The following is a 24323-nucleotide window of genomic DNA, read 5'->3' on the forward strand; positions in this document are numbered from 1 at the left end:
AATCTGACAGGTATAAAAATAAGATTTAATAGTTTTCGTTAGAGTCTATATGAAACAAAAGATTACGCTACTTTTTCTCTTTTTCTTCGGAAGTATTACTGCTCAAAATTTGGTGTTAAATTCGAGTTTTGAAGAGTATATAGATTGCCCAAGAAACATTAGTTTTTTTCATTATAATGTTAAAGATTGGTCTATTCCAAATGAAGGAACTACTGACTATTTTAATTCTTGTGATGATAAAATGGATTTTAAAAATTTCAATGGAGAACAAGAAGCTAATTCAGGTAAGGGTTATGCAGGAATTTATGTTTACTCAAAACAAGATTATAGAGAATATATTCAAGGTGAATTAAAAGAAAAATTAAATAAAGAAGAACATTACAAAATTAGTTTTTATGTAAGTTTAGCAGAAAACTCATCTTTTTCTATTAATGATTTTGGTATTCTATTTATGCCAATGAGGTTAATGAATGTTCTATCACCAAAAGTTATTGACGTTCAGAATTATAACAAACAAAAGTATAAGTCTAATTACGTTTCAACAAATAAAAAGTTGTTTTACTCTGATAAAGAAAACTGGATTAAAATAGAGATTGATTATGTAGCTAATGGATTTGAAAAGTATTTTTCTTTAGGGAATTTTCAAACTAATAAAGAGGTTATTAAAGAAAGAGTAGTAAAGAAAAAGGGACGATTTGCATATTATTATATAGATGATGTTACTGTGATACCAAGCGATTATAATAAAGAAGAAGAGCTTCAACCAAAAATAGAAGAAAAAATAGAAGAAATTTTATTGGAGCCCGAAACAACCTACACTTTTAAAAACGTACTCTTTGATTTCGATAAAGCAGAACTTCTAAACACTTCTATTGAAGAATTAGATAAATTAAGCATTCATTTAAAAGAAAACAAAAGCCTTAACATCGAAATTTATGGACATACAGATAACGTTGGTTTAACAACAAGAAATAAAGAATTGTCTTTGCAACGTGCAAAAGCTGTTTCAGAATATTTAATTTTAAAAGGATTAGAAAACGAAAGAATACAATGGTTTGGTTTTGGGAACTCTAAACCAGTGGTTGACAATACTACCGAAGATAATAGAGCAAAAAACAGACGTGTTGAGTTTAAACTAATCAATAAAAACTAAAATAAGAGCAATCCTTATTATACTTTTGTGCTAAACCAAAAATAGCCATAACTGTTTATGTCTAAAAACGATCCATACGCTGCACTTCGCTTTAAGGAATTTAACCTCTTTTTGCTCATGCGCTTTTTTCTGGTTTTTGCTTGGTCTATGCAATTTGTCGTTATAGAATGGCAAGTGTATGCTTTAACAAAAGACCCTTTATCTCTAGGAATTATTGGTTTAATGGAAATTATTCCTGCTTTTACCATGGCATTATTTGCTGGACACATTGTAGACCAAAGCGAAAAAAGAAACCTATTAGCAATATGTATTGGAGCTTTTTCGGTTATTAGCTTTGGTTTGTTTTGGTTAACAACTAAAGAAATATCAGAGACTTGGTCTACTAATGTTATTTTATATTCTATATATGCATTGGTGTTTTTTGGTGGTTTTTTACGTTCATTTTTTGGTCCTATTATTTTTTCTCTTATTGCTTTAATTGTCCCAAAAAAAACCTATCCTAATGCTGCCACTTGGAGTAGTTCTACTTGGCAAATGTCTAGAGTATTAGGTGTAGCTTTTGCTGGTTTCGCTATTAGTTGGTTAGGTGTGCATTGGTCGCTATGTGTTATTTTTATTTTAGTAATAACCTCACTATTACTAGTGTTTAAAATTTCTAAAAAACCAATATTAAACACTAAAATAGGCGAACCTATTTTACAAAGCTTGAAAGAAGGTGTTAACTATGTGTTTAAAACCAAAGCTATTTTAGGCGCATTAACTCTAGATATGGTTTCTGTATTATTTGGAGGAGCTGTAGCACTTTTAGCAGTTTTTGCACAAGATATTTTAAAAGTTGGTCCAAGAGGTTTTGGTATTTTAGTAGCTGCGCCTTCTGTAGGTGCGTTTTTAACCATGTTGGTAACCGCTTACATTCCTATTAGTAAAAATGCAGGTGTAAAATTACTAGTTGCTATTTTTGGTTTTGGTATCTGTATTATTGTTTTTGGATTATCTACTTCTTTCTGGATTTCGGTAGTTGCCTTGTTTTTTAGTGGTGTAACAGATGGTGTTTCTATGGTAATTAGACAAACCATTCTTCAGCTTAAAACACCAGATAGCATGCGTGGTCGCGTGTCTTCAGTAAACTCCATGTTTGTTGGCTCTTCTAACGAGCTTGGTGCTTTCGAGAGCGGTGTAACTGCAAAACTTATGGGAACAGCAACTGCTGTTGTATTTGGTGGCACCATGACGCTAATTACTGTTATAACAACTGCTTTAGTCTCTCCAACATTTAGGAAATTAGATTTAACTAAAGACTTCGAGGCTAACGATTAATATTAATTACCTCTAAAATTCTCTTATCTTTGCCTACAGTTAAAGCACTTAATCAACCAATTTAAGTAACTAATGAAAAAAATACTACTCTTTATTCTAGCTGTTATTGTTCTAATATTTGCTTATTCAGAATACAAAGATTACCAGCGTTTTCATCCTGATAACGCTAATATAAAAATAGCAAAAGGCTTTGATGTAAATTATCATGATCAAGAAACTGTTTTTAATTATTATAATGCTGTAGAAGCTGCAAATAATTATATGCAAATGCAATGGAGTGTAAATGAAATTGATGTAAGAAGTCCTGAAAATGACGATGAAGAAACCAAACTAGCTGTTGCAGAATACGGAAAGAAAGTAGCAAAAGTAAACTATTATAAAGCTATTTTACAACAGTCTGAAGAATTAAAAAGCCAAGGCTTAACTAACGAGGATATTAAAAATTTTGAAACTAAAGACCTTTCTGTTACAGATTATAATAAAGCAAAACGTGCTTTAAAAGAAAAACAAATGTTATTAAAAATGATGCCAGTAAAAGCTATGTTAGCTGGCGAAAAAAGTGCATTTGTTTACGAATTACAAAAACTATTAGTTAAAAAAGGATTTGCAATTCCTGTAGATGGTGTTTTCGAGAGTATTACTTCCGATGCCATAAAAAGTTTTGAAAAACAAAACAATTTATTTCCAGATGGAAAAATTGATGTTATAACTTTAGAAGCGTTAATGGATTAATATTCTTTAAGTTCCATAGTCTCACCATTAAAAACAGCGTAAGTATAATAACCAACCCAATCGCCTAGGTTTATATATCTTGAGGTATCGTTTAATTTAATATCTAAAGGTAAATGTCTGTGACCAAAAACAAAGAAATCTCTATGTTTGGTTTCTAATTTACGTTTACAATATTGTGCTAACCACTCGTTATCTTCACCTAAAAACTTAGCATCGTCATCACCAGAAATTAATTTATTTTTTACAGATAGGTATTGTGCAATTCGCACTCCAAAATCTGGATGAATCCAACGGTATAACCATTGAAAAAACGGATTGGTAAACACCTTTTTCATACGTTTATAACCCTTATCTCCTGGTCCTAAACCATCGCCATGACCAATAAAAAAAGTAGTAGTATTAAAAGTATATTCTTGTGGTTTGTGGTATACTGGAATGTTTAGTTCTTCTTCAAAATAGCCATTCATCCATAAATCATGGTTTCCTACAAAATAATAAATAGGAATTCCAGAATCGCTAATTTCTGCTAACTTGCCAAGTGTTCTTGTAAAACCTTTAGGAACAACAGTTTTATATTCCATCCACATATCGAACAAATCGCCTAATAGAAAAATTGCTGCTGCGTCTTCTTTTATGTGATCTAACCAAGCTACAAATTTTTGTTCACGCGGAAACGATTGCTCTTTTGTTGGAGCACCTAGATGATTATCTGAAGCGAAATATATTTTCTTTCCTTTAGGAATTTGCATGTTGTAAATATAATTAATTCCTACAAAGGCAAAAACCACTTATTAAATAAACAATTGCCTTTGTTTTTAGTTAAAGAATATAAAAGTAAACGCGTTAAGGATTGAGGCTTTGTTGAAGCTCCTCTTAGAGAGCGACTGCCGAAAGCCTGACCTTTAGGTAACGCCTAAATTATTTTTTTAGTTTTCACTCGCATACCACTCTGCATAAGAACTGTCCGTTTCTTGTAGTTTTAAAGAATGTAGTTGTATGTTTTCTGGTAAACGTTTTTGAATTTTTTTAGCAAAATCAATAACCATCATTTCGCTTGTTGGTTGGTAATCTACCAATAATACGTTGTGTCCTCTATCACTAAGTTCTTTAGCTAATTCTACGTGTGGTGTATTTTTATTAAAAACCGTTGCATGGTCAAAAACCTCAACGATTTCTTCTTTCACAATTTTTTTTAAATCTGTAAAATCTATTACCATACCAAACTTAACGTTTGTGTTATCTGATATTGGTCTTCCAAAAACGGTTACAGACAATTTATAACTGTGTCCATGTACATTTTTACATTTTCCGTCGTAACCATAAAGTGCGTGGCCAGTTTCGAAAGAGAAAAGCTTTGTAATACGTATATTTCCCATTATCTACGGTTTCTGTATCTGTTAACTAAGTATATTATAATGAGAACAAAAGCTAATATTGCAAAAAAACCTTGTCCTCCTAAATAATTTAATATTTCCATAAATTTATAATGCTAAAACACCAAAGTTAATTCTTTTGTGATAGTGGTAAAAATTCTTTTCTAAATTTTATTATTAATGGCAAACCTCGAGCTAAAATCCAAAAGGTGAGTGCTATAAAAATACCCGTTAATTTTAAATTATTTTGATCAAAAAAGTATAATAATGGTAAAAATACAAGAAATGTAGAAAATATAAGAAGGTTTCTAAGGTCTTTCATTTTGCCTAAACCTTTAAACATACCATCGAAAATAAAGGCTAAAGCACACAATGGTTGCATAGCTAAAACAATCCAAAACACATTATAAAATTGTTTTAAAACTTGTGGGTCTTTAGTAAAAACATGACCGATAGGATAGTACATTACGGCACCTATAATAGCTATTATTAATCCAATAATAACACCAAATTTAATTAATTTGTTACTTAAAGTTATGAGTTTACTATACTCTTTTCCACCTAATAATTTTCCTGACAAAATATTACCTGCGCTCGCATAACCATCGATTAAGAAAGCTCCTAAAAACCATAAGTTTATTGCTATAGTGTAGGCTGCAATGTATTCTGCACCATAACCAGTTGCATATCTTGTTGCAAAATACAAGGTAATATTTAGAGCTAATGTTCTTATAATTAAATTACCAATCATTATTAAAAAACGCTTAATCTCTTTATTAAAAGGAAAGCTTATTAATAATGGAATATCTGTTTTTTTATGTAAATAGTAAGCGGAAAGTAATGCCATTAAAAACTGTGCTATAACACTTGCATAGGCTGCACCTTCAATATGCATTGCAGGAATAACATCTGCTACTCCATATACTAAAACAAAATCTAATATAATATTGGCCAATGCACCAATTATAGCAATTACCATTGGGTAATACGTGTTCTGCAGACCTCTAAAAACACCAAAAACAGCAATTGTAAATAGTGTAAAAGGAAAACCAAAAACACGAATTCTATAGTAGGACATCGAGTAATCTAAAATAATATCTGAAGCGTTATAAAGTTTAAAAATAGACTCTGCAAACGGATAAGTGCCAATAATAATTAACACGCTTAAAGAGGTAATAATAAATATAGCTTGAGCTGGAAGGTTTTTAACTTTATCTAACTTATTCGCTCCTAAATATTGTGAAACTATTGAAGAAATAGAACTTCTTGTTTGCCCAAAAACCCATATTAACATCGATAAAAAGACAGAAACAATACCTACAGCAGCTAAAGACTCTGTAGCATTAAAATCTACATTTCTAACAATTGCAGTATCTGTTAAAGAGAGTATTGGCTCCGAAACACCAGATATAAGCGCAGGAATAGCTAATTTATTAATATGTTTTAAGCTAATATTTGTACTCAAAATGAATTTGATTTTTAGTCTTAGCGAAGGTCGGAAGATTTAGTATAAAAACTGTATTTTTGTAGCCTAAATACTTATTAAAATTACACCATGAAAAATATTTTAGTTCCTGTAGGATCGTCAAAGAACGCTAAAAGCCATCTACAATACGCTGTAGATTTTGCTAGCGCAACCAGGTGCTAAGCTTTATGTTGTTCAAGTTTATAATGTGTATACTAAAGCAGGAACGATGATAAAAGTAGACCATATTATAGAAAGAGAAAGCAAAGCGTTTTTAGAGCACCATGTGGCACAAATAGAACACAAAGGTGTAGAGATTGTAACAAAAACTTTTAAAGGAAAATTGGTTAACACCATAGATTTGGTTTGTAAAGCTTTTGATATAGATCTAATAATTTTAGAGCCCAGAACAAATTCTATTAAAGACGAAGTGTATTTAGGTAAAACATCTGGTAAAATTATAAAACAAACTAATATTCCTGCCTTAATAATACCAGAAGGCTATGTGTTTAAGCCTATTTCGTCTATTTTATTAGCACTAAAATCTGCAATTATTAAAAAGAAAGAAGCCTTAACAACTTTAAAAACCGTGAAAGACGATTTTAATTCGGTAGTAAATTTGTTATTAGTAAAAACTCCTTTTTATAATGAAGGCGATTTTGATGTTACTATCGAGTTAAAAAATATAGTAACTAGTATCACAAAATCTGAAAACCCAACAACTTACCAAGGTGTTTTAGAACATTATAAAACAACAAACCCTGATATGCTGTGTGTTGTAAGACGTAGGCGTGGTTTTTTTGGAAAACTCTGGGAGAAGAATGTGGTCTTAAAAAAAGATTTTCATATTTCTCAGTTTCCTGTTTTAGTTCTTAGTGGTTTAAAATAAAATTTGGGGCATTAGCTCATTTGGCTAGAGCGCTACGCTGGCAGCGTAGAGGCGATCGGTTCGAATCCGATATGCTCCACTTTTAATTATTTTAAAAAAGAAATACTTTTGTTTACCACTAATTGTAGTGCTTCTGGCAAACCAATTCCTTCCCAAGGATGTTTAGAGTTAAAAACATGATTGGCATTTTCAACTGAAAATAACTCTGAGTTTTTATTCCAAAGATGAAGCGATTCTGCTTCATTATATTTAACTGATGCATCATCTTTAGCATGAATAATTAAATAAGGAATGTTTAGTTTTTTTACTGAAGCTTTAATATCTAAACGCGCCTCATTTGCTTTAAAATTTTCGTAGAACTGGTAATTAAGTGGCATGTTTTGCTTTGTTCTTCCATTTAAAACATACTTAACACCTGCTTTCTTCCATTGGTCTAGATCTCCAATTGTTGCTGTTCGTTTTGCAAAATCGCAAACACTAGCCCAAGTTATTAGTTTTGTTATTCTAGAATCTTCTGAAGCTTTTAAAATTGAAATACCTCCTCCTCGAGAATGCCCAATAACAGTTACATTTTTTGTATCTATCTCTTCTTTATAACTATTTTTTTTGGATAAGAAAAAATTTAAAACCGACTCTAAATCGTCTAATTCTCTAGTATAGTTGTTTTCAGCAAAGGCATCTAAATCTGGAAAATCTATAGGGTTTTCTATTGTGCCTCCATTATGTGAAAAGTTGAATTTTACAAAAAACAGATTTGCCTGTTTAAAAGCTTCTGCAACCAAATTCCAACTTCCCCAATCTTTAAAACCTTTGTAGCCATGACAAAAGATAACTAAAGGCTTTGGTTTTTTAGTTTTATTAAAAAACACGTCCATAACAATAGCTTTTGATGATTTTTGATGTAAAATCTGGTTTTTTAGAATCATTTTAGCTCTTTTTCAATAAAATTAATTTTTGGGTTACAAATCTCAATAATCAGTTTTTTTAACTCTTGAAAGTAATTATTTAAAGTAACTTCTGTAATTAATGTATCTTTATTTCCTCCTCTAGGTTGTTCTCGTTTGGTAAATTTTAAAAATCCTGATTGTAAATTTTTAAAGGATATAATACCTGCTTCAATTGGAAAATTAAAAGGTTTTTGTTGGTTCAACATATAAGCATAAGCTAATATTTGAAAGCTTTTGCTATATTTTTTATAATCGCTAGTAACGTCTTCCCAATCTATTAGTGAAACTTCATTATCCATTACCTTCCCTGTTTTGTAATCAATAATTCTAGTGACACCATTATACTCGTCTACACGATCTACTGTTCCTTTTAGTTTAACTGTAAAATCTAATTCTGGTATATTTAATGGTATTTCTGCTTTTTGTTCTAGTGCTATTATTTTAATAGTATTGCCTTGTTTTAAATCTTCTATCTCTAACTTTAAGAAATTTTCTACAAAGCGTTTAGCAATTTCAAAAACAATAAGGTTTTTACCTTTAGTCATATCACCATCTGCATAAACTTTTAGAAAAAATTCTGAAACCTTAGAGTCTACTAAAGGCTTCATTTTCTTAACGTCTTCTATTACTAAAACCTTTCCTAAAAAAGGTAAATAGAGCGCTTCTAAAGTGTCGTGAACTACCGTTCCCATTGTGTTAGCAGCAACCGTTTCTTCTACATCCTCAAGGTCTTTTATACCCAATAATTTTTGGTAATAAAAATCTAGCGGATTTCTTATATAACTAGTTAAAGACGATGGCGAAAAACCTTTTTCTGCAATATCTTTTAATTGATTTATTACAGCTTCGGTTTTAATGATTTCTTTAAAACCAGCTTCAAAATTTGGAACTTGAGGTGTTACAATTTTGTGATTTATAGTATGAATATCTTCTAACTCAAGCTGATTAATAAAACGACTTTTTTCTCCACCAGTTAATACATCTGCTTCTGTATTATATAAAATATAGACGTTTTTTGCACGCTGTAGCAACCTGTAAAAATGATAGGTATACACAGCATCTTTTTCTTTATAAGTTGGTAAGTTATTTTCTAGTTTAACATCGAAAGGAATAAATGAATTGTTGCTTTTTCCTGAAGGTAGAATGCCTTCATTTACACTAGATATTATTACGGTTTCAAAATCGAGAACACGAGATTCTAGCATACCCATAATTTGTAAACCTTGAAGTGGTTCTCCTTGAAAATCTAAAGTTTCGGTTGATAATAGCTCTTTATAGATGCTAAAAAGCGCAGAAATATCGTTAATATGGCTATAACTTTGGTTTAAACTAAAGAGTTCATTAAATAATGTATTAAAACGATATAAATATTCTAGGGATAGTATATTGCCTTTTTTATCTAAAAACAAATGCTCTTTTATAAAGTCTATTATTTTAAAACAAGTCTCAATGGCAATTTTTGCATTATTTTGCCAATTACTAAATACAAATTCTAAAATTGAGTTATTAATTTTAGAATATGTTTTTAAATCTGAAAGTGATAAATAAACTAAATTGTTCTTTTTAATAGTTTCAATAAGTTCTATAGCATAATTTCTGTTGTCTAATACAAATAATGGACTTATGTATTGATGAGATAGTAAACCAATAATATCTTTATAATAATACGTATTAGATGTTTTTTTGTGTAGAGAAAAAAGCTGTTCGAAAAGTGATGCCAATGGGATGGAATTTAAAGGAAATCCCATGGTTATGTTTAGATTATCAATTTTTGAAGGGATTGAATTTAATACTGGTATTAGTAAATTTTCGTCACCAAGTATTACAGCTGTGTTTTTTAAATCTGGTTTTAACTTAACAATTTCTTTTAATATAGAACCAATAGTTTTGGCTTGACCAATATTTTTGGGTACTCCATAAATTTGAATATTCTTTGATGTTGAATAATTGTTAGTTATCCAATTAAAAGGGTTAGAATTGAAATACTTCCAATTTGCTTTATGCTGCCTTGTAAACAATCCAGCGTCATGAATTGGATTGTTTATAAAGACTTCGTCTATGTCCCAGAACACATAAGCTAAATCGTTTTTTAGTAACTCTTGAATTATCGTTCCCTCTGCTGTGTTTAAAGCATTAAAGCCTAAAAAAATATGCTTTTGAGTATTGCTTACACAATACTGTTTAATTTTATCTACTGCCTCTCTGTAAATTAAACCTTGATAACCTATTTTTTTTCTTATCAAAGCCTCTGAATAGTGCTTATAATAATGCTTTAATTTATCCCAAAATTTAAGATAGTTTTTTACAACATCAGTTTTATTGTCTTCTAAAGACCAATGATCTAATGTTTTTATAGCACTTAAGTAATCGAAAATATGGCCTTGAGGTATAAGGTAACGATCAATTTCATTAAAATCTTGGAGTAAAATTTGAGCCCATTTAGAAAAGGTTTCGAATGGTTCTTGATCATTTTTAGGTGTAAGTTCTATGTAAGTATTATAGAACTCAAATAGCAATACTGTATTAGTGCTTGATTTTAACTGAGCTAAATTCTCTACAAATTCTTCAATGCTTATAATTTTTGGGGAAAAAATTGTTTTATTAACAACAACAGATAGTTCTTGTCTTAAAAAGACACCTGCTCTTTTACTAGGTAAAATAAATGAAAGGTCAGATAAATCTTCACCTTTATCTATTAGGTTTTGTAATACATCTGAAATAAAAGAATTCATTGTATAAAAATAAAAAACGCTTCGGTAAACCGAAGCGTTTTTATAAACTTATTTAATGGTATTAAAACTTATTTTTTAAGTTTTATTTCAGTACGTCTGTTGTTAGCTCTACCACTTCTTGTATTGTTAGGGAATAATGGGTAATCTTCACCAAAACCGTATGCTGTTAATCTATCGGTAGAAATACCGTTTTCTATTAAGTAATCTCTTACAGCATTAGCTCTTTGTTCAGATAATTTTTGGTTCGTACTTTTAGAACCTACACTATCTGTATGACCTTCTATTGTAAAATTAGAATCTGGATATTCCTTTAATATAGCAGTAATGTTAGTTAAAACTACTGCAGTTTCTTTCTTGAAAGATGACTTTCCAGAATCGAATAAGATTGTTTTAGCATAGTTATTCAATTTGTTGATAACCTCTTGAGTTGGTTGAGGAGTAACTTCAGGACAACCGTCGTTAGCTACTGTACCTGCTTCATTTGGACATTTGTCAACATTATCAGTTACACCATCACCATCTGTATCAGGCCATGGGCAACCCATATTTGCAGCTGGACCAGCTTCACTAGGACACTTATCTTTAGCATCAGTTACGCCATCAGCATCAGCATCTGGACAACCATTTAAAGCCTTAAGACCTTTAACAGTAGGACAATCATCGCTACCATCTACAACACCATCACCATCTGTATCAGGACAACCGTTAAACTCAGCTAAACCAGCTTCGTTAGGACAAGAGTCTTTTGAATCTTCAATACCATCACCATCTGTGTCAGGACAACCGTTGAAAGCCTCTAAACCAGGAACTTCTGGACAAGCATCATTTTTGTCAAAGATACCATCTCCATCAGTATCAGTTCCTCCAAATCTTACAGTAAAACCTGCAGTGTGTTGGAAATGACTATCTAAATAGTCTTCAAATGCATGCTTATATCTTGCTTCTACTGAAAAACCTACGTTATCTGTAAACCAATATGTTAAACCTAAAGAACCGTTTAAAGTTCCAGCACCATTATTATTATTACCACTAGCAAGATTTGTGTTATATGGACCTTCTTCTACCCAAGTATAACCACCACCAATACCAACTGTTGGATCTAATTTTTTACTTTTAACCAATTCAGCAAAATGATATCTCACATTAGCATCAAGAGAATAGTAATCTAAATCTGCAACACGAACACTAGAAACAGTATTACCAAATTGACCGTACTTTTCTATTTTGTTAATAGAACCTGAAGCTTGTAATGAAAAGTTGTTTCCCATATACTTAGATACAGAAATATTTGATAAAGAAGGTAAAATATTCCAATGATCTTTTACATTCATAAACTCATCAAAAAACTCTCCTTGTGGTGCGCTATCTCCTACTGGATAGAAATCTACCGCGTTTATCCCAAAGCCTATAGCCCAAGGATTGTCTTCGTTTTGTGCATTCACATTACTAAAACTTACTACAAGTACTAGAGTGAATAATAATCTGCTAAGATTTTTCATATTCAAAAAATTTAATTTTAAGTGTTAATTAAAGGCAAAAATAAGTTGTTAAACATTATTAACAAAGACAAATATATAAAAATAATAATTATTGTGAAAAAATGTTAAACCTTATATTTTTTATTTAATAATTTCTAGTTTTTTCCCAACCTTAATAAAAGCTTGAATAGCCTTGTCTAATTGGCTTTTATCGTGTGCTGCAGAAAGTTGAACTCTTATTCTAGCTTTACCTTTTGGGACAACAGGAAAAAAGAAGCCAATGACGTAAATTCCTTCTTTTAACAACATATTTGCCATGGTTTGCGATAATTGAGCATCATAAAGCATGACAGGAACGATTGCAGAGTCTCCGTCAATAATATCAAAACCAGCAGATTTCATTCCTTTTTTAAAGTAATTTGTATTGCTTTCTAACTTGTCTCTTAATGAAGTGTCATTTTTAAGCATATCGAAAACTTTAATGGATGCTCCTACAATTGCTGGAGCTAGAGAATTTGAAAACAAATAAGGTCTAGAACGTTGACGTAAAATATCTATAACTTCTTTTTTTGCTGTTGTATAACCACCCATTGCACCTCCTAAAGCTTTACCTAAGGTTCCTGTAATTATATCTATTCTTCCTAAAACACCTTTATCTTCAAGCGTGCCAATTCCTGATTTTCCAATAAAACCTGTGGCATGGCATTCATCAATCATTACTAAAGCATCGTACTTATCTGCTAAATCACATATTTTATCTAAAGGAGCAACCAGACCATCCATAGAAAATACACCATCTGTAACAATAATTTTATGTCTTGCTCCATTTATGTTAGCATCAATTAGTTGTTTTTCTAAATCTGCCATATCGTTATTTTGGTAGCGGTAACGAGCAGCTTTACATAAACGAACACCATCTATAATCGATGCATGGTTTAAAGAATCTGAAATTATTGCATCTTCTTTTCCTAATAATGGTTCAAAAACACCACCATTAGCATCAAAAGCAGCTGCATATAATATTGTGTCTTCAGTACCATAGAAATCGGCTATTTTTTGCTCTAGTTCCTTGTGTATGTCTTGAGTGCCACAAATAAAACGAACAGAGCTCATACCAAAACCATGAGTATCCATTGCATCTTTTGCTGCTTGAATGACTTCTGGATGAGAGGATAAACCTAAATAATTGTTTGCACAAAAATTTAAAACGGTCTCACCTGTATTTAAAGTAATTTCTGCGCCTTGCGGAGAAGTTATTATGCGCTCTTCCTTATAAAGACCATTATCTTTAATATCTTGTATTTCTTGTTTTAAATATTCTTGAATATTTCCGTACATGTTTTTTCTATTAGTTGTTTAATGCAAATTTATAAAACTATTAATTATAAGTTTTAATTGTAACGTCCTTATTAATGAATAAAAGTATTTTTTGAGAAACCTTAAAACCCATCTCTTCTAAAATATCTTGATAATCTTGTAATTGATGTTGATATTTTGGGTTATGCAATCCTGTTTTATAGTCTACAATTACCACCTCGTTTTTATTGTTTATAACTAATCTGTCTGGTCTATAAATTTTTCCAGTTTTAGAAATAATATCGCGTTCGTTATATATGTTGCTGTTTTCAGTATACAAGTGGTTTAATTCTGGGTGGTTTATAATTTGTAAAATTGATGCTTTTAAGACCTTTGCTTGCTTTTTATTTATTATTCCAGAACTTTCAAAATCTTTAATGGCAAAATCTACATCACGCTCCACTTTTATATGCTCCATAATATCATGTATTAGATTTCCTTTTTCTAGAGCGTCTTCTTGTTTAGTGTCCCAAAGGTATCCTGAATTTGCAATTATCTTTATATTGTGGTCTTGTTTTGCTGTAGAAATAAATTCTTGTTGTTCTATTGTTTCTATGTTTTGCTTTACTTTTTTTGTGTCTAGCTTTTCTGGAATACCAAAGCTATAAACAGTTTTGTTATCATTCCACTCTCCAATATTCATTAAATAATCTATTAATAATGCAGAATATGATTTTAAATTCACTTCGCCTTTATTATTAACGTCTTTCTTACCTATGATATAAAGTTGCTCTATAGGTCTTGTTAATGTTACATATAAAAGATTTAAACTATCGAGTTCTAATTCGGCTTGATGTTTTGCATAAATAGTATGGCCTTGTGCTCCGTAGTTTTCGAAAGCACTCCCATAATTTAATAAAGCATAATTGAAGCCATTATAGTTTTCTGGATTTACAGGAAACCATTCTTTGGGTTCAATGTCTTCATATATCTTAATATCTGCATACGGAAAAATAACAACTGGAAACTCTAAACCTTTAGATTTATGAATAGTCATTATTTGAATAGCGTCTTGCTCTTGAGGAGAAACAATACTTAGTTTATCTTTCTTAGTGTTGAAATACTCCAGAAACGCATTTAAATCTGAAATATTTTTTTGTGAATATTCTAAAACAATATCTAAATAAAACTGAACATATGCGTTTGAATGCTCAACTAAACCGAAGCACCTCACAACAGTTTCTACTAAATCAAACAAACCTTGTTGTACTAATTGATTTGGATTAATATAAATTTCGAAGGCTTCAAAGCTTTTAAAGAAAGCTTCAAGATTTAAAAAAACATGCTTTTTATAGAAAGTGTGTTTGTCTTTAATATTGTATTTATCGGCTAAAAAGCTAAGAATGTTAACCTTACATTCTGTATCGTTTGGGTTTGACAAAACGTTAAGCACATGGTTTATTAATTTTACTTCTGGTGCATTATTAATAAGCATGGTTTCACTAGACGTGATTTTTAGGTTTTTACTACTTAAAAACTCTGCTATAGCAATACCATGTTTTTTCTTTCGAACTAGAATACAAATATCTTTTAAAGCGTAACCATTTTTTTGACACGATAAAATAGTCTCTAGTACATGCTGTGTATACACGCTATCTTTATCATCATCGTCTTCAAGATCTATAAAATTAAGGTTTACATAACCTTCGTTTTTTACAAATGGTTTTTGATGTGATTGTTCGTATAATTTTGCGTAATCTTCATTACTAAAAACCTGTTTAGAAAGATGTTTAAAAAAGGCATTATTAAAATTAACGATAGTTTCTGAACTTCTGTAGTTAGACTCTAAGTTTTTAACATCTTGTTCAACTTGAAATGGTTTCGACGTTTTATTAAACAGTTCCATAAACTGTTCTGCTTTTCCGCCACGCCATCTATAAATAGCTTGTTTAGCATCGCCAACAATCATGGCTGTACCTTTTTCGGCTTTTATGTTTTGCCCAGACAATGAATTATCTACCAACGGAATTAAATTCTCCCACTGTAATTGTGAAGTGTCTTGAAATTCGTCTATAAAATAATGCTTAAACTTTTCTCCCATTCGCTCATAAATAAAAGGCGTTGGTTGATCTTTTATTTCGTTAGCGATAATAGCGTTAAATTCGCTAATTAGCATTTTATTCTCTTCGGTTTTAATAGCAATTAACTCTTTATTTATGGCTGTTAAAACAGATAAAGGTGTGAGGTTTTTGTAAATAGCAATTGGTAAAAGATAGCGTTCTGGCAAACTAGTAGATGTATTAAACAACTCTTTTAATTCTTCAATAATGTTATCTATATTTTTTTTAGTTTCAAGTGTCGCTTTTCCTCCATAATACTTTTCGCTTTCGAGGTTTTGTATTAATCGTCCTTTAAAATTTAAATCCTTAATTCTAAGGGCTTTCATTTTTAAAAAATGATTTGGTAAATCTGAATAACTAAAATGATTATAAGGTATGTTGTTTAATTCAATAAGATTTATAGCTTTTTCTGCTAAGATTAAACATTCGTTTTCAACATTTTTTATAGTTTCTTTTAAACTTGTTTTTAATGTTGTAAAATCATAAAGTGTTTTATCGTTTAACGTTTTTACAAAATCTAAGTCACTTTCTTTAGTTAATAATTTAGCAATTTTATTAAAATCTAAACTAACGTCCCAACTTTTATCGTCATCTGCTTTTTCAATAGCAAAGTCCACCAGTACTTTTGTGAGTTCTTTATTGGTTCCAGCTTTAGCTATTAAACGATCTACTGCTTCATTTAATAAAGATTCTGTATCTAATTCTACTTCAAAATTGAGTGGTAATTTTAAATCATGAGCAAATGTTCTTATTAATCTGTGGTTAAAACCATCAATTGTTGAAATATCAAAAGCTGCATAATTATGCATGATGGTGTTTAATATGTCGTTAGCTTTTTTTTTAAGCACACTAGGTTTTATCTCTAACTCTTTAATTATTTCTACAAACATAGGATGCGAATGCTCTAAGTTTTTTGTTTGAGAAAAATCCTTAAGCATCTCTAATATACGTGCTTTCATTTCTGCAACAGCTTTGTTAGTAAACGTAATGGCAAGAATGTTTTTAAATTGATAATTACCTGATGCCGAAAATAAAATTTTTAAGTATTCTTTAACTAAAGTGAAGGTTTTGCCGCTTCCAGCTGATGCATTATAAACTTGAAATGAAGAATTTGACAACATTAATATAATTTTGAGTACAAGATAAAACAATTACAATGAAGCAGATTTAATTTTAGGTTTTTTAGGAAAAAAACCAAAGCATTTTATATCAGCTTGTTAAAGTATTATTAAAACAAAAGACTTAACAGTACATAAATTTTTAATTGATTTGTTAAAGTGTTAAATTTACGAACAAAGAAATATTAACCTAAAACATAAAAAAATTATGGCTTTCGAATTACCGAAACTAAAATACGCATACGACGCTTTAGAACCAAATATAGATGCGCGTACAATGGAAATACACCATTCTAAACATCATAATGGCTATACCTCTAAATTAAATGCTGCCATAGAAGGTACAGATTTAGAAGGAAAATCAATAGAAAACATATTAATGAATCTTGATATGGATAACAAAGCTGTTAGAAATAATGGAGGTGGTTTTTACAACCACTCTTTATTTTGGGACGTCATGAACCCAGAAGGTAAAGGCCGTTTATCTGGAGAACTAAAAGATGCTATTGAAGTGGCTTACGGTTCTGTAGATGCTTTTAAAGATGCTTTTAGTAATGCAGCTGCTACACAATTTGGTTCTGGTTGGGCTTGGTTATGTGTACACAAAGGAGGAAAAGTTGAAGTGTGCTCTACACCTAATCAAGATAATCCATTAATGCCAGGAGTAACTTGTGGTGGAACACCAATTTTAGGTTTAGATGTTTGGGAACATGCCTACTATTTAAACTACCAAAACAGAAGACCAGATTATATTAATGCATTCTTTAATGTAATTAACTGGAATGAAGTTGAAAGAAGATATGCTTTGGCAAAATAAGCTAAACACTTATTGTTTTTATATAAAAAGAGCTAGTTTTACTAGTTCTTTTTTTGTTTCAATAATTAAATTAATTTCTGAAGAATTTAAGCAAATAAAAAAGGTGAACTCTCGTTCACCTTTTTTGCCCCAAATCTACCATGAACTTACCCTACTTATGTTATGGTAAGCTCTAAGATACTAAAGACTTTTTATTAAACTTGTTTTTTTAGACAAATGGTAAATATATCTGATGAATTACATTTTACATACAATAGAATATATTGAAATTCAATAAGATAAAGCCAAAATAATATCTAAGAAACCCTTAATACGCTCGCTCTTTATTACCTTCGAAAAAATTAATAAAAGCTCTATTTACTACTCTATTACCTCCTACTGTTGGATAGTTTCCTGTAAAATACCAATCTCCTAAATGGTTAGGACAAGCTTTATGTAAATTCTCTACTGGTTGAAAAATAATTTCTACTTCTGCATTTACAGACTCGTCGCTTAATAATTCTGAAATTTTAGCAGAAATAGCTTCGGTTGTAAATTGATTGTAAATTTCATTTACAAAGTTTTTTACCTCTTTATCTTTCAAATTTTCTTGTGCCTTACATTTATGGTAAACTTCTTCTACTAAATCGTATTTATTATTTTCTTTTAAAAGCTCTAAAGCGGCATTGAATGCAATTAAAGTTTCTAAGTTTGCCATATCAATACCATAGCAATCTGGAAAACGTATTTGCGGAGCAGAAGACACAATTACTATTTTTTTTGGATGAAGCCTATCCATCATTTTTATAATACTCTTCTTTAAAGTTGTACCACGAACAATACTGTCGTCTATTATAACTAGGTTATCTGTTGGTTTTATAACGCCATATGTTACATCGTAAACGTGTGCAACCAAATCGTCTCTACTAGAATCTTCCGTAATAAAAGTTCTAAGTTTAACATCTTTAATGGCTATTTTCTCTATACGAGGTCTTTCTTTTAAAATATTTATAACCTGTTGTTTAGATAGCTTTCCACCTCCAGACAAAATAGCTTTTGTTTTTCGTTCGTTTAAGTGCTCCTCAACAGTTTCAATCATGCCGTAAAAAGAAGTTTCGGCTGTATTTGGAATGTATGAAAATACAGAATTAGCAGTATCATTTTCAATAGCTTTTAATACTTTTGGCATTAATAGTCGACCAAGCATTTTACGTTCTTGATAGATTTCTGCGTCACTACCACGAGAAAAATAAATACGCTCAAAAGAACAAGCTTTGCGTTCTAATGGTTCTAGAATTTTTTTAATAGAAACGTCTCCAGATTTTTTTGTAATTATAGCGTGTCCTGGCTCTAATTCTTTTACATCATTAAAGGCAACATTAAAAACAGTTTGTATAACTGGACGCTCTGAGGCTACAACAACAATTTCATCATCTTGATAATAATAAGCTGGTCTTATTCCTGCTGGGTCTCTTAACACAAAAGAATCGCCATGACCTATTAAACCTGCCATTGCATAACCTCCATCCCAATTTTTTGCAGCTCTTTTAAGAATTTTCGCAATATTTAAACGTTCTGCAATTAAAGGAGAACATTCGCTTTTTTTATAGCCTTCTTTTTTTAATTTCTTATATATTTTACTTACTGCATCATCAAGAAAATGGCCTATTTTCTCCATAATCGTAATAGTATCTGTATATTCTTTTGGGTGCTGACCAAGTTCTACCAAGCTACTAAATAACTCTTTAACATTAGTCATATTAAAATTTCCTGCTAGAATTAAGTTTCTATGTTGCCAGTTGTTCTGGCGTAAAAATGGATGTACACTTTCTACACTGTTTTTTCCAAAGGTTCCATAACGCACATGTCCTAAAAGTACCTCTCCTATATAAGGAATATTGCTTTTTTGAAGGGCAACACTATCATTATACTCTGGATTAGCAACTAATTCGTTATTAATGCGTTCGTTTATTTGCGCAAAGATATCTTGAATAGGTTGTTGTGCTATAGAGCGTACACGACTTATATAACGTTCGCCTGGTTTGGTATCTAATTTAATACTTGCAAATCCTGCACCATCTTGTCCACGATTGTGCTGTTTTTCCATCATTAAATACATTTTGTTCACGCCGTAGAAAGCGCTTCCGTATTTTTCTTTGTAGAATTCTAATGGTTTTAAAAGCCTAATGTGTGCAATTCCGCACTCGTGTTTTAGAGCATCACTCATTGTTGTTGTGTTGTGAGTTGTTTATTAATAACAAAAATATATAATCTTAAAGATTCTAAAATTATTTCAGAATAAAAAAACGCGCTCAAATATTGAGCGCGTTTTTTTATTAATCTATATCGTTTAAAACAATTTCAAATTGCGTTAAATCTTTAAACTGCTGCAAGCGTTCAAAAATTTCTTTATCTGTTAAGGTTAGCATGCGCTCGGTTCCAAACTTTTCTACACAAAACGATGCTAATGCAGAACCATAAATTACTGCATTTTTCATGTTCTCGAAAGAGATATTTCCTGTCTTTGCAATATAGCCAGCAAAACCACCTGCAAATGTGTCTCCTGCTCCTGTAGGGTCGAAAACTTCGGCTAAGGGTAACGCTGGAGCATAAAACATATTACCTTCACTAAACAATAAAGCACCATGCTCTCCTTTTTTAATGACTACATATTTTGGTCCCATTGTATGAATTTTTTTAGCGGCATTGACTAGAGAATATTCTCCAGATAATTGTCTTGCTTCTTCATCGTTAATGGTAATAACATCTACATTTTTTAATACTGCTTTTAAATCGTCCATAGCAATATCCATCCAGAAATTCATTGTATCTAATATAGCCAATTTAGGTTTTTTAGACATTTGATCCAGAACACTTTGTTGTGTTAAAGGATGTAAGTTTCCTAACATTACAATATCTGCATCTTTGTAATTTTCTGGAACAACTGGAGTAAATTTCTCCAGTACATTAAGCTCTGTAGCTAAAGTATCTCGAGAGTTCATATCGTTGTGGTATTTACCACTCCAAAAAAAGGTTTTACCATCTTTTACAATTTCTATACCTTCTATACTTATTTGTCTCTCTGTTAAAAGGTCTAAATATTCCTGCGGAAAATCGCCTCCAACAACAGACACTGCTGCTGCATCAATATTATCAAAATTAGCTGCCGAAAAACCTATGTAAGTAGCTGCGCCACCAAGAATTTTATCGGTTTTACCAAATGGTGTTTCAATAGCATCAAAAGCTACTGTGCCTACTATTACTAATTTACTCATGTAACTGTTCTTGAATTAAAGTGCAAATATAGGTTTTTTAGTCTCTTTTTTTACAATTTCCTTTCGGAATAAAAACGAATTACATTTTGGTTAATTTTATGGATATTAGCAACTCACTTATAAAAAAGAACGGTTCACTATTCTTTATTTTTTTTGAAGCTTTAATTCGTGGAGATTTGCTTTGAAACAATAAAACTTGATATGGAAAAATTAAAAAAGGCTTTTTGTTTATGGATTGATTGTGACTGTGGTAATTAATGGTTTTGGGTTTTTTGTAAATGTAAATCTCAATGGTTATGATGAAGCGATAAAGGATATATTATATATAGGACCAATAAGTTTTTCAATCTTTTTTGTGCCTTGTTTTTTTTCTTCTCTATACTATAAAAATTGGAAAACATCACTTAAACCAATAATTAAGCCAGCGCTTATTTCTTTTGCAATCATTTATGTTTTTGTGTTTTGCTATATGAATATTCAAAAAGGCTTTAAGCTGTCTTATTTATATAGAACATCTTTGCCAAATGCAGTATTTACAATGATAATAAGCATTTTTAGTTCGCTTATATTATTTCTCACAAAAAACTCATGGAAAGGAAAATCGAAACATTTAAAATTAAAATTATTGAACGTTTTTATATTTTGGATAATAATTACTTTACTATATTTATTACTTCATATTCTCTTTGGACATGGCATCTCTAAAGCAAATTATCGAATTTTAATTTTACCAGGATTTGGTTTGTTAGTTGCATTATTAAGTTACACAACTATTAATTTAAACTTGAAAATTAACAAACCTAATTTTTTATTTTCAAGTTTATATCTATTTAATTGTTTTGCTGTTCTAATAATTTTTATGTTATCTGTTGTAGAAATTGATAAATATTCTTCAGAAAGACTTGTTAATTTATTTTTTCAAGGTGTTATTATTTTTTCTCCTTACTTTTTAATAATTACTTTGGCTATTCATGTTTATTATATTCAGTTAAAAAACAAGCAAGAAAAACTAAACCTAAAGCAAATAGGATTAGAAGCTTCTTTAAAATACCAACAATTAAAATCGCAAATAAGTCCGCATTTTCTGTTTAATAATATTAGTGTTTTAACTGGTTTAATTGAAGAAAATCAAGAAAAAGCAGTTAAGTTTTCAGAAGACCTATCAAAAGTTTACCGTTATTTTTTAGACCAAGAAAAACAAAATTTGGTAACTTTAAAAGACGAAATGTCTTTTGCTAATAAATATATAGATTTATTAAAAGTGCGTTTCGAAAGTGCTTTAATTTTTAATAACAACGTTAATGAAACCGAAACGCTTTACATTTTACCAATGGCATTACAGCAAGTTTTTGAAAACGTTATAAAGCACAACGAATTAAGCATAGAGAATCCAATAATTATAACTTTTAAAAATGAAGATGATTACTTAATAGTTTCAAATACATTACATCCAAAATTATCTGTTGAGACTTCTAATCCAACAGGAATAGAAAACATTAAAAATAGATACGAGTATTTTACAGATGAAAAAGTGGTAATAATTAAAGACGATAATTTATTCACAATTAAATTGCCATTATTAAAACCAGAAGTGTAATGAAAGTTGTAATTATAGAAGACGAATTAGCCTCAAGCAGAAGATTGCAGCGCATGCTAACAACATTTAATTATGAGATTGTGGCTAGTTTGGTTTCAGTAAAATCTGCTGTAAAATGGTTTCAAAATAACGCGCATCCAGATGTGTTATTTCTAGATATTCATTTAGCAGACGGTTTGTGTTTTGAAATTTTTAAACACGTAAAAATCACTAGTCCAATTGTGTTTACAACTGCGTTTAGCGAATATAGTATTAAAGCTTTCGACTATAATAGCGTGTCTTATTTACTAAAACCAATTAATAAAGAGCGACTAGAAAAAGCAATAAAAAAAGCAAATACATTCTATAAAAATGAAAAGGAATTAATTGAATTAAAAGAAGTTATAGAAAACGAAAATCTTCGGGTTTACAAAACTGAATTTGCTGTAAGAATAGGAAAACGAATTAAAATAATAAAAACTGAAAGTATTGACTGCTTTTATAGCGAGGATAATGCTTCTTATTTAAAAAGCAGCAATTCTAATTATATTATTAACGAAGCGCTTTCGGGTTTAGAAACAAAATTAAATCCTAAACAGTTTTTTAAAGTGAATAGAAAGTTTATTGTTAATCGAGAAGCTATAGAAACTGTAGTTTTTTTACCAATAGTAGATTTAAAATTGAATTAAAAAACAGAAATCAAGCTGAAATAATTGTAAGTCGAGAGCGCTCTAAAACTTTTAAGAGTTGGTTAAACTGTTAACTATTTTCTCCCAAAATCTGCAGGTATTTCTCCCCAAGCCTTAGTTTCCCATTTTACAATAGTAGTTTCATAATCATTTTCTTTTAGCCAAACCACAGCTCTATCGACCAAATCGTAAACAGGTTTATTTTTAATGTTTCGTTCTAATTTACTGTTACATGTTTTTTTTCGAACCCAACTCATCGCAGTTCTAGAATCTGTGTAAATAATACGATCGCTATCGTGTTTTTTTAAAAAACTTAAACCATGAACAAGTGCTAAAAACTCTCCAATATTATTTGTGCCTTCAGCAAAAGGTCCTTGAAAAAAAAGTTGTTTTTTAGTTTTAGTATCTACACCACGATATTCCATAATACCAGGATTTCCACTTGAAGCAGCATCTACAGCTATAGAATTATAATTTGGTTGTCCTATTTTTTTTAGTTGTGCTGCAGATAATTCACTTTTAAAAGCTTTATTTTTTCCTGTATAGTCAAAATAATTGCCTTTTAAGGCTTCTTTAGCAGCTTCAAAAGTGGCAAACGATTTGTATTGCGCGCCTTCGTAATCCTTTATTTGCGCTTTACAATCATCCCAAGATTCAAAAACACCTCTATGATGTCCTTTCCAAACGGTGTAATATTTTTTTTTCTTTTTACTCATTTATTCTTTCAAAAGCCTATCAACCACTTTAGGAAAATGTTCCATCTCTAATTCATGAATTTTGGCTGCTACAGTTTCAGCAGAATCTGACGTTTTCACCTCGCATTTTGCTTGAAAAATGATAGCGCCTTCGTCATAATGTTCATTTACATAGTGAATAGTGATGCCAGTTTCAGTTTCTTTTTGGTTAACAACAGCATTATGAACATGTATACCATACATGCCTTTTCCTCCAAATTTTGGGAGTAAAGCAGGATGCACATTTATCACTTTATTTGGGAAATGTTTCAAAATGTGCTCTGGAAATTTCCAAAGAAAACCTGCTAAAACAATTAAATCTGGTCGAGCAGATTTTAAGATGTTTAGCACATCTTCGGTCTCTGTAAATGCTGTTTTGTTAAATGACAACGCACTTACTTTCAGTTTTTTACAACGATCTAAGACTTTGGCATGCGGATTGTTAGTTAGTACTTGAATAACAGACGCATTGTCGCTATTTTGAAAAAACCTTATTAAATTTTCAGCATTACTTCCGCTTCCGGACGCAAAAATTACTACACGTTTCATTTTCTAGTATTCAATGTTAAATCTTCAAACAAAAAAAAGAATAATTATTAACAATTACGGGCTAAAACAGAAATTCCTCGAAAT

19 protein-coding genes and 1 tRNA gene are annotated in these 24323 nt (G+C 30.5%); 8 read left to right on the plus strand and 12 right to left on the minus strand.

Annotated elements, in window-relative coordinates; all coding sequences use genetic code 11:
- Positions 1–49 precede the first annotated feature (49 nt).
- From P8H50_RS02580 to P8H50_RS02590, 3 genes are all read left to right on the plus strand, one after another.
- Complete coding sequence (locus tag P8H50_RS02580) at positions 50–1153, plus strand: OmpA family protein (protein WP_300205303.1); 1104 nt, start codon at positions 50–52, stop codon at positions 1151–1153.
- A gap of 57 nt (positions 1154–1210) precedes the next feature.
- Positions 1211–2470, plus strand: a complete 1260-nt coding sequence (locus P8H50_RS02585; protein ID WP_300205305.1) for an MFS transporter — start codon at positions 1211–1213, stop codon at positions 2468–2470.
- Between the two features lie 72 nt (positions 2471–2542).
- On the plus strand, positions 2543–3202 hold the full coding sequence (locus P8H50_RS02590; protein ID WP_300205307.1) for a peptidoglycan-binding domain-containing protein: 660 nt from the start codon (positions 2543–2545) through the stop codon (positions 3200–3202).
- Here the strand turns inward: P8H50_RS02590 and P8H50_RS02595 are convergent.
- The 3 genes from P8H50_RS02595 to P8H50_RS02605 form a co-directional block, all read right to left on the minus strand.
- Entirely contained in the window at positions 3199–3951 is a 753-nt protein-coding gene (locus tag P8H50_RS02595) for a UDP-2,3-diacylglucosamine diphosphatase (RefSeq protein WP_300205309.1), read from the minus strand. The genes P8H50_RS02590 and P8H50_RS02595 overlap by 4 nt on opposite strands.
- Positions 3952–4128: 177 nt before the next feature.
- Positions 4129–4578 (minus strand): 6-carboxytetrahydropterin synthase, encoded by a 450-nt coding sequence (locus P8H50_RS02600; protein WP_300205311.1) that lies wholly within the window; start codon positions 4576–4578, stop codon positions 4129–4131.
- A 127-nt stretch (positions 4579–4705) separates the two neighbouring features.
- Positions 4706–6040, minus strand: coding sequence for an MATE family efflux transporter (locus P8H50_RS02605; RefSeq protein WP_300205312.1), 1335 nt, complete (start codon positions 6038–6040; stop codon positions 4706–4708).
- 160 nt (positions 6041–6200) lie between these two features.
- On the opposite strand from P8H50_RS02605, the gene P8H50_RS02610 reads away from it, so the two are divergent.
- Together P8H50_RS02610 and P8H50_RS02615 are read left to right on the plus strand one after the other, a co-directional pair.
- On the plus strand, positions 6201–6929 hold the full coding sequence (locus P8H50_RS02610) for a universal stress protein (RefSeq protein WP_366900948.1): 729 nt from the start codon (positions 6201–6203) through the stop codon (positions 6927–6929).
- A gap of 5 nt (positions 6930–6934) precedes the next feature.
- Positions 6935–7008 (plus strand) — tRNA-Ala (locus P8H50_RS02615).
- Between the two features lie 7 nt (positions 7009–7015).
- Here the strand turns inward: P8H50_RS02615 and P8H50_RS02620 are convergent.
- The 5 genes from P8H50_RS02620 to P8H50_RS02640 all read right to left on the minus strand — a co-directional run bounded on the left by P8H50_RS02620 (position 7016) and on the right by P8H50_RS02640 (position 16623).
- Positions 7016–7855 (minus strand): alpha/beta hydrolase, encoded by an 840-nt coding sequence (locus P8H50_RS02620; protein WP_300205315.1) that lies wholly within the window; start codon positions 7853–7855, stop codon positions 7016–7018.
- Complete coding sequence (locus P8H50_RS02625; protein ID WP_300205317.1) at positions 7852–10608, minus strand: PD-(D/E)XK nuclease family protein; 2757 nt, start codon at positions 10606–10608, stop codon at positions 7852–7854. The genes P8H50_RS02620 and P8H50_RS02625 overlap by 4 nt, the downstream gene beginning before the upstream one ends.
- Positions 10609–10676: 68 nt before the next feature.
- Positions 10677–12107 (minus strand): OmpA family protein, encoded by a 1431-nt coding sequence (locus tag P8H50_RS02630; RefSeq protein ID WP_300205319.1) that lies wholly within the window; start codon positions 12105–12107, stop codon positions 10677–10679.
- A gap of 120 nt (positions 12108–12227) precedes the next feature.
- On the minus strand, positions 12228–13424 hold the full coding sequence (kbl, locus tag P8H50_RS02635) for a glycine C-acetyltransferase (RefSeq protein WP_300205321.1): 1197 nt from the start codon (positions 13422–13424) through the stop codon (positions 12228–12230).
- 40 nt (positions 13425–13464) lie between these two features.
- Complete coding sequence (locus P8H50_RS02640; RefSeq protein WP_300205323.1) at positions 13465–16623, minus strand: exodeoxyribonuclease V subunit beta; 3159 nt, start codon at positions 16621–16623, stop codon at positions 13465–13467.
- Positions 16624–16828: 205 nt separating this feature from the next.
- Here P8H50_RS02640 and P8H50_RS02645 point away from each other — a divergent pair, with 205 nt between their 5' ends.
- Positions 16829–17437 (plus strand): superoxide dismutase, encoded by a 609-nt coding sequence (locus P8H50_RS02645; protein ID WP_300205325.1) that lies wholly within the window; start codon positions 16829–16831, stop codon positions 17435–17437.
- 307 nt (positions 17438–17744) lie between these two features.
- Here P8H50_RS02645 and P8H50_RS02650 read toward each other — a convergent pair whose 3' ends face one another.
- Positions 17745–19643 (minus strand): amidophosphoribosyltransferase, encoded by a 1899-nt coding sequence (locus P8H50_RS02650; RefSeq protein ID WP_300205327.1) that lies wholly within the window; start codon positions 19641–19643, stop codon positions 17745–17747.
- A gap of 109 nt (positions 19644–19752) precedes the next feature.
- Positions 19753–20691, minus strand: a complete 939-nt coding sequence (locus P8H50_RS02655) for a PfkB family carbohydrate kinase (RefSeq protein ID WP_300205329.1) — start codon at positions 20689–20691, stop codon at positions 19753–19755.
- Positions 20692–21316: 625 nt separating this feature from the next.
- Here P8H50_RS02655 and P8H50_RS02660 point away from each other — a divergent pair.
- On the plus strand, positions 21317–22288 hold the full coding sequence (locus tag P8H50_RS02660) for a sensor histidine kinase (RefSeq protein WP_300205331.1): 972 nt from the start codon (positions 21317–21319) through the stop codon (positions 22286–22288).
- Entirely contained in the window at positions 22288–22956 is a 669-nt protein-coding gene (locus tag P8H50_RS02665) for a LytTR family DNA-binding domain-containing protein (protein WP_300205333.1), read from the plus strand. The genes P8H50_RS02660 and P8H50_RS02665 overlap by 1 nt, the downstream gene beginning before the upstream one ends.
- Positions 22957–23030: 74 nt before the next feature.
- On the opposite strand, the gene P8H50_RS02670 is transcribed toward P8H50_RS02665, so the two are convergent.
- The gene (locus P8H50_RS02670) at positions 23031–23672 is read right to left on the minus strand and encodes a ribonuclease H family protein (protein ID WP_300205335.1); all 642 of its coding nucleotides are present in this window, start codon (positions 23670–23672) and stop codon (positions 23031–23033) included.
- Complete coding sequence (locus P8H50_RS02675; protein WP_300205337.1) at positions 23673–24239, minus strand: phosphoribosylglycinamide formyltransferase; 567 nt, start codon at positions 24237–24239, stop codon at positions 23673–23675.
- Positions 24240–24323 lie beyond the last annotated feature (84 nt).

It is taken from the genome of Lacinutrix sp. (assembly GCF_029238095.1).
In the GTDB taxonomy this organism is placed as follows: Bacteria; Bacteroidota; Bacteroidia; order Flavobacteriales; family Flavobacteriaceae; genus Lacinutrix.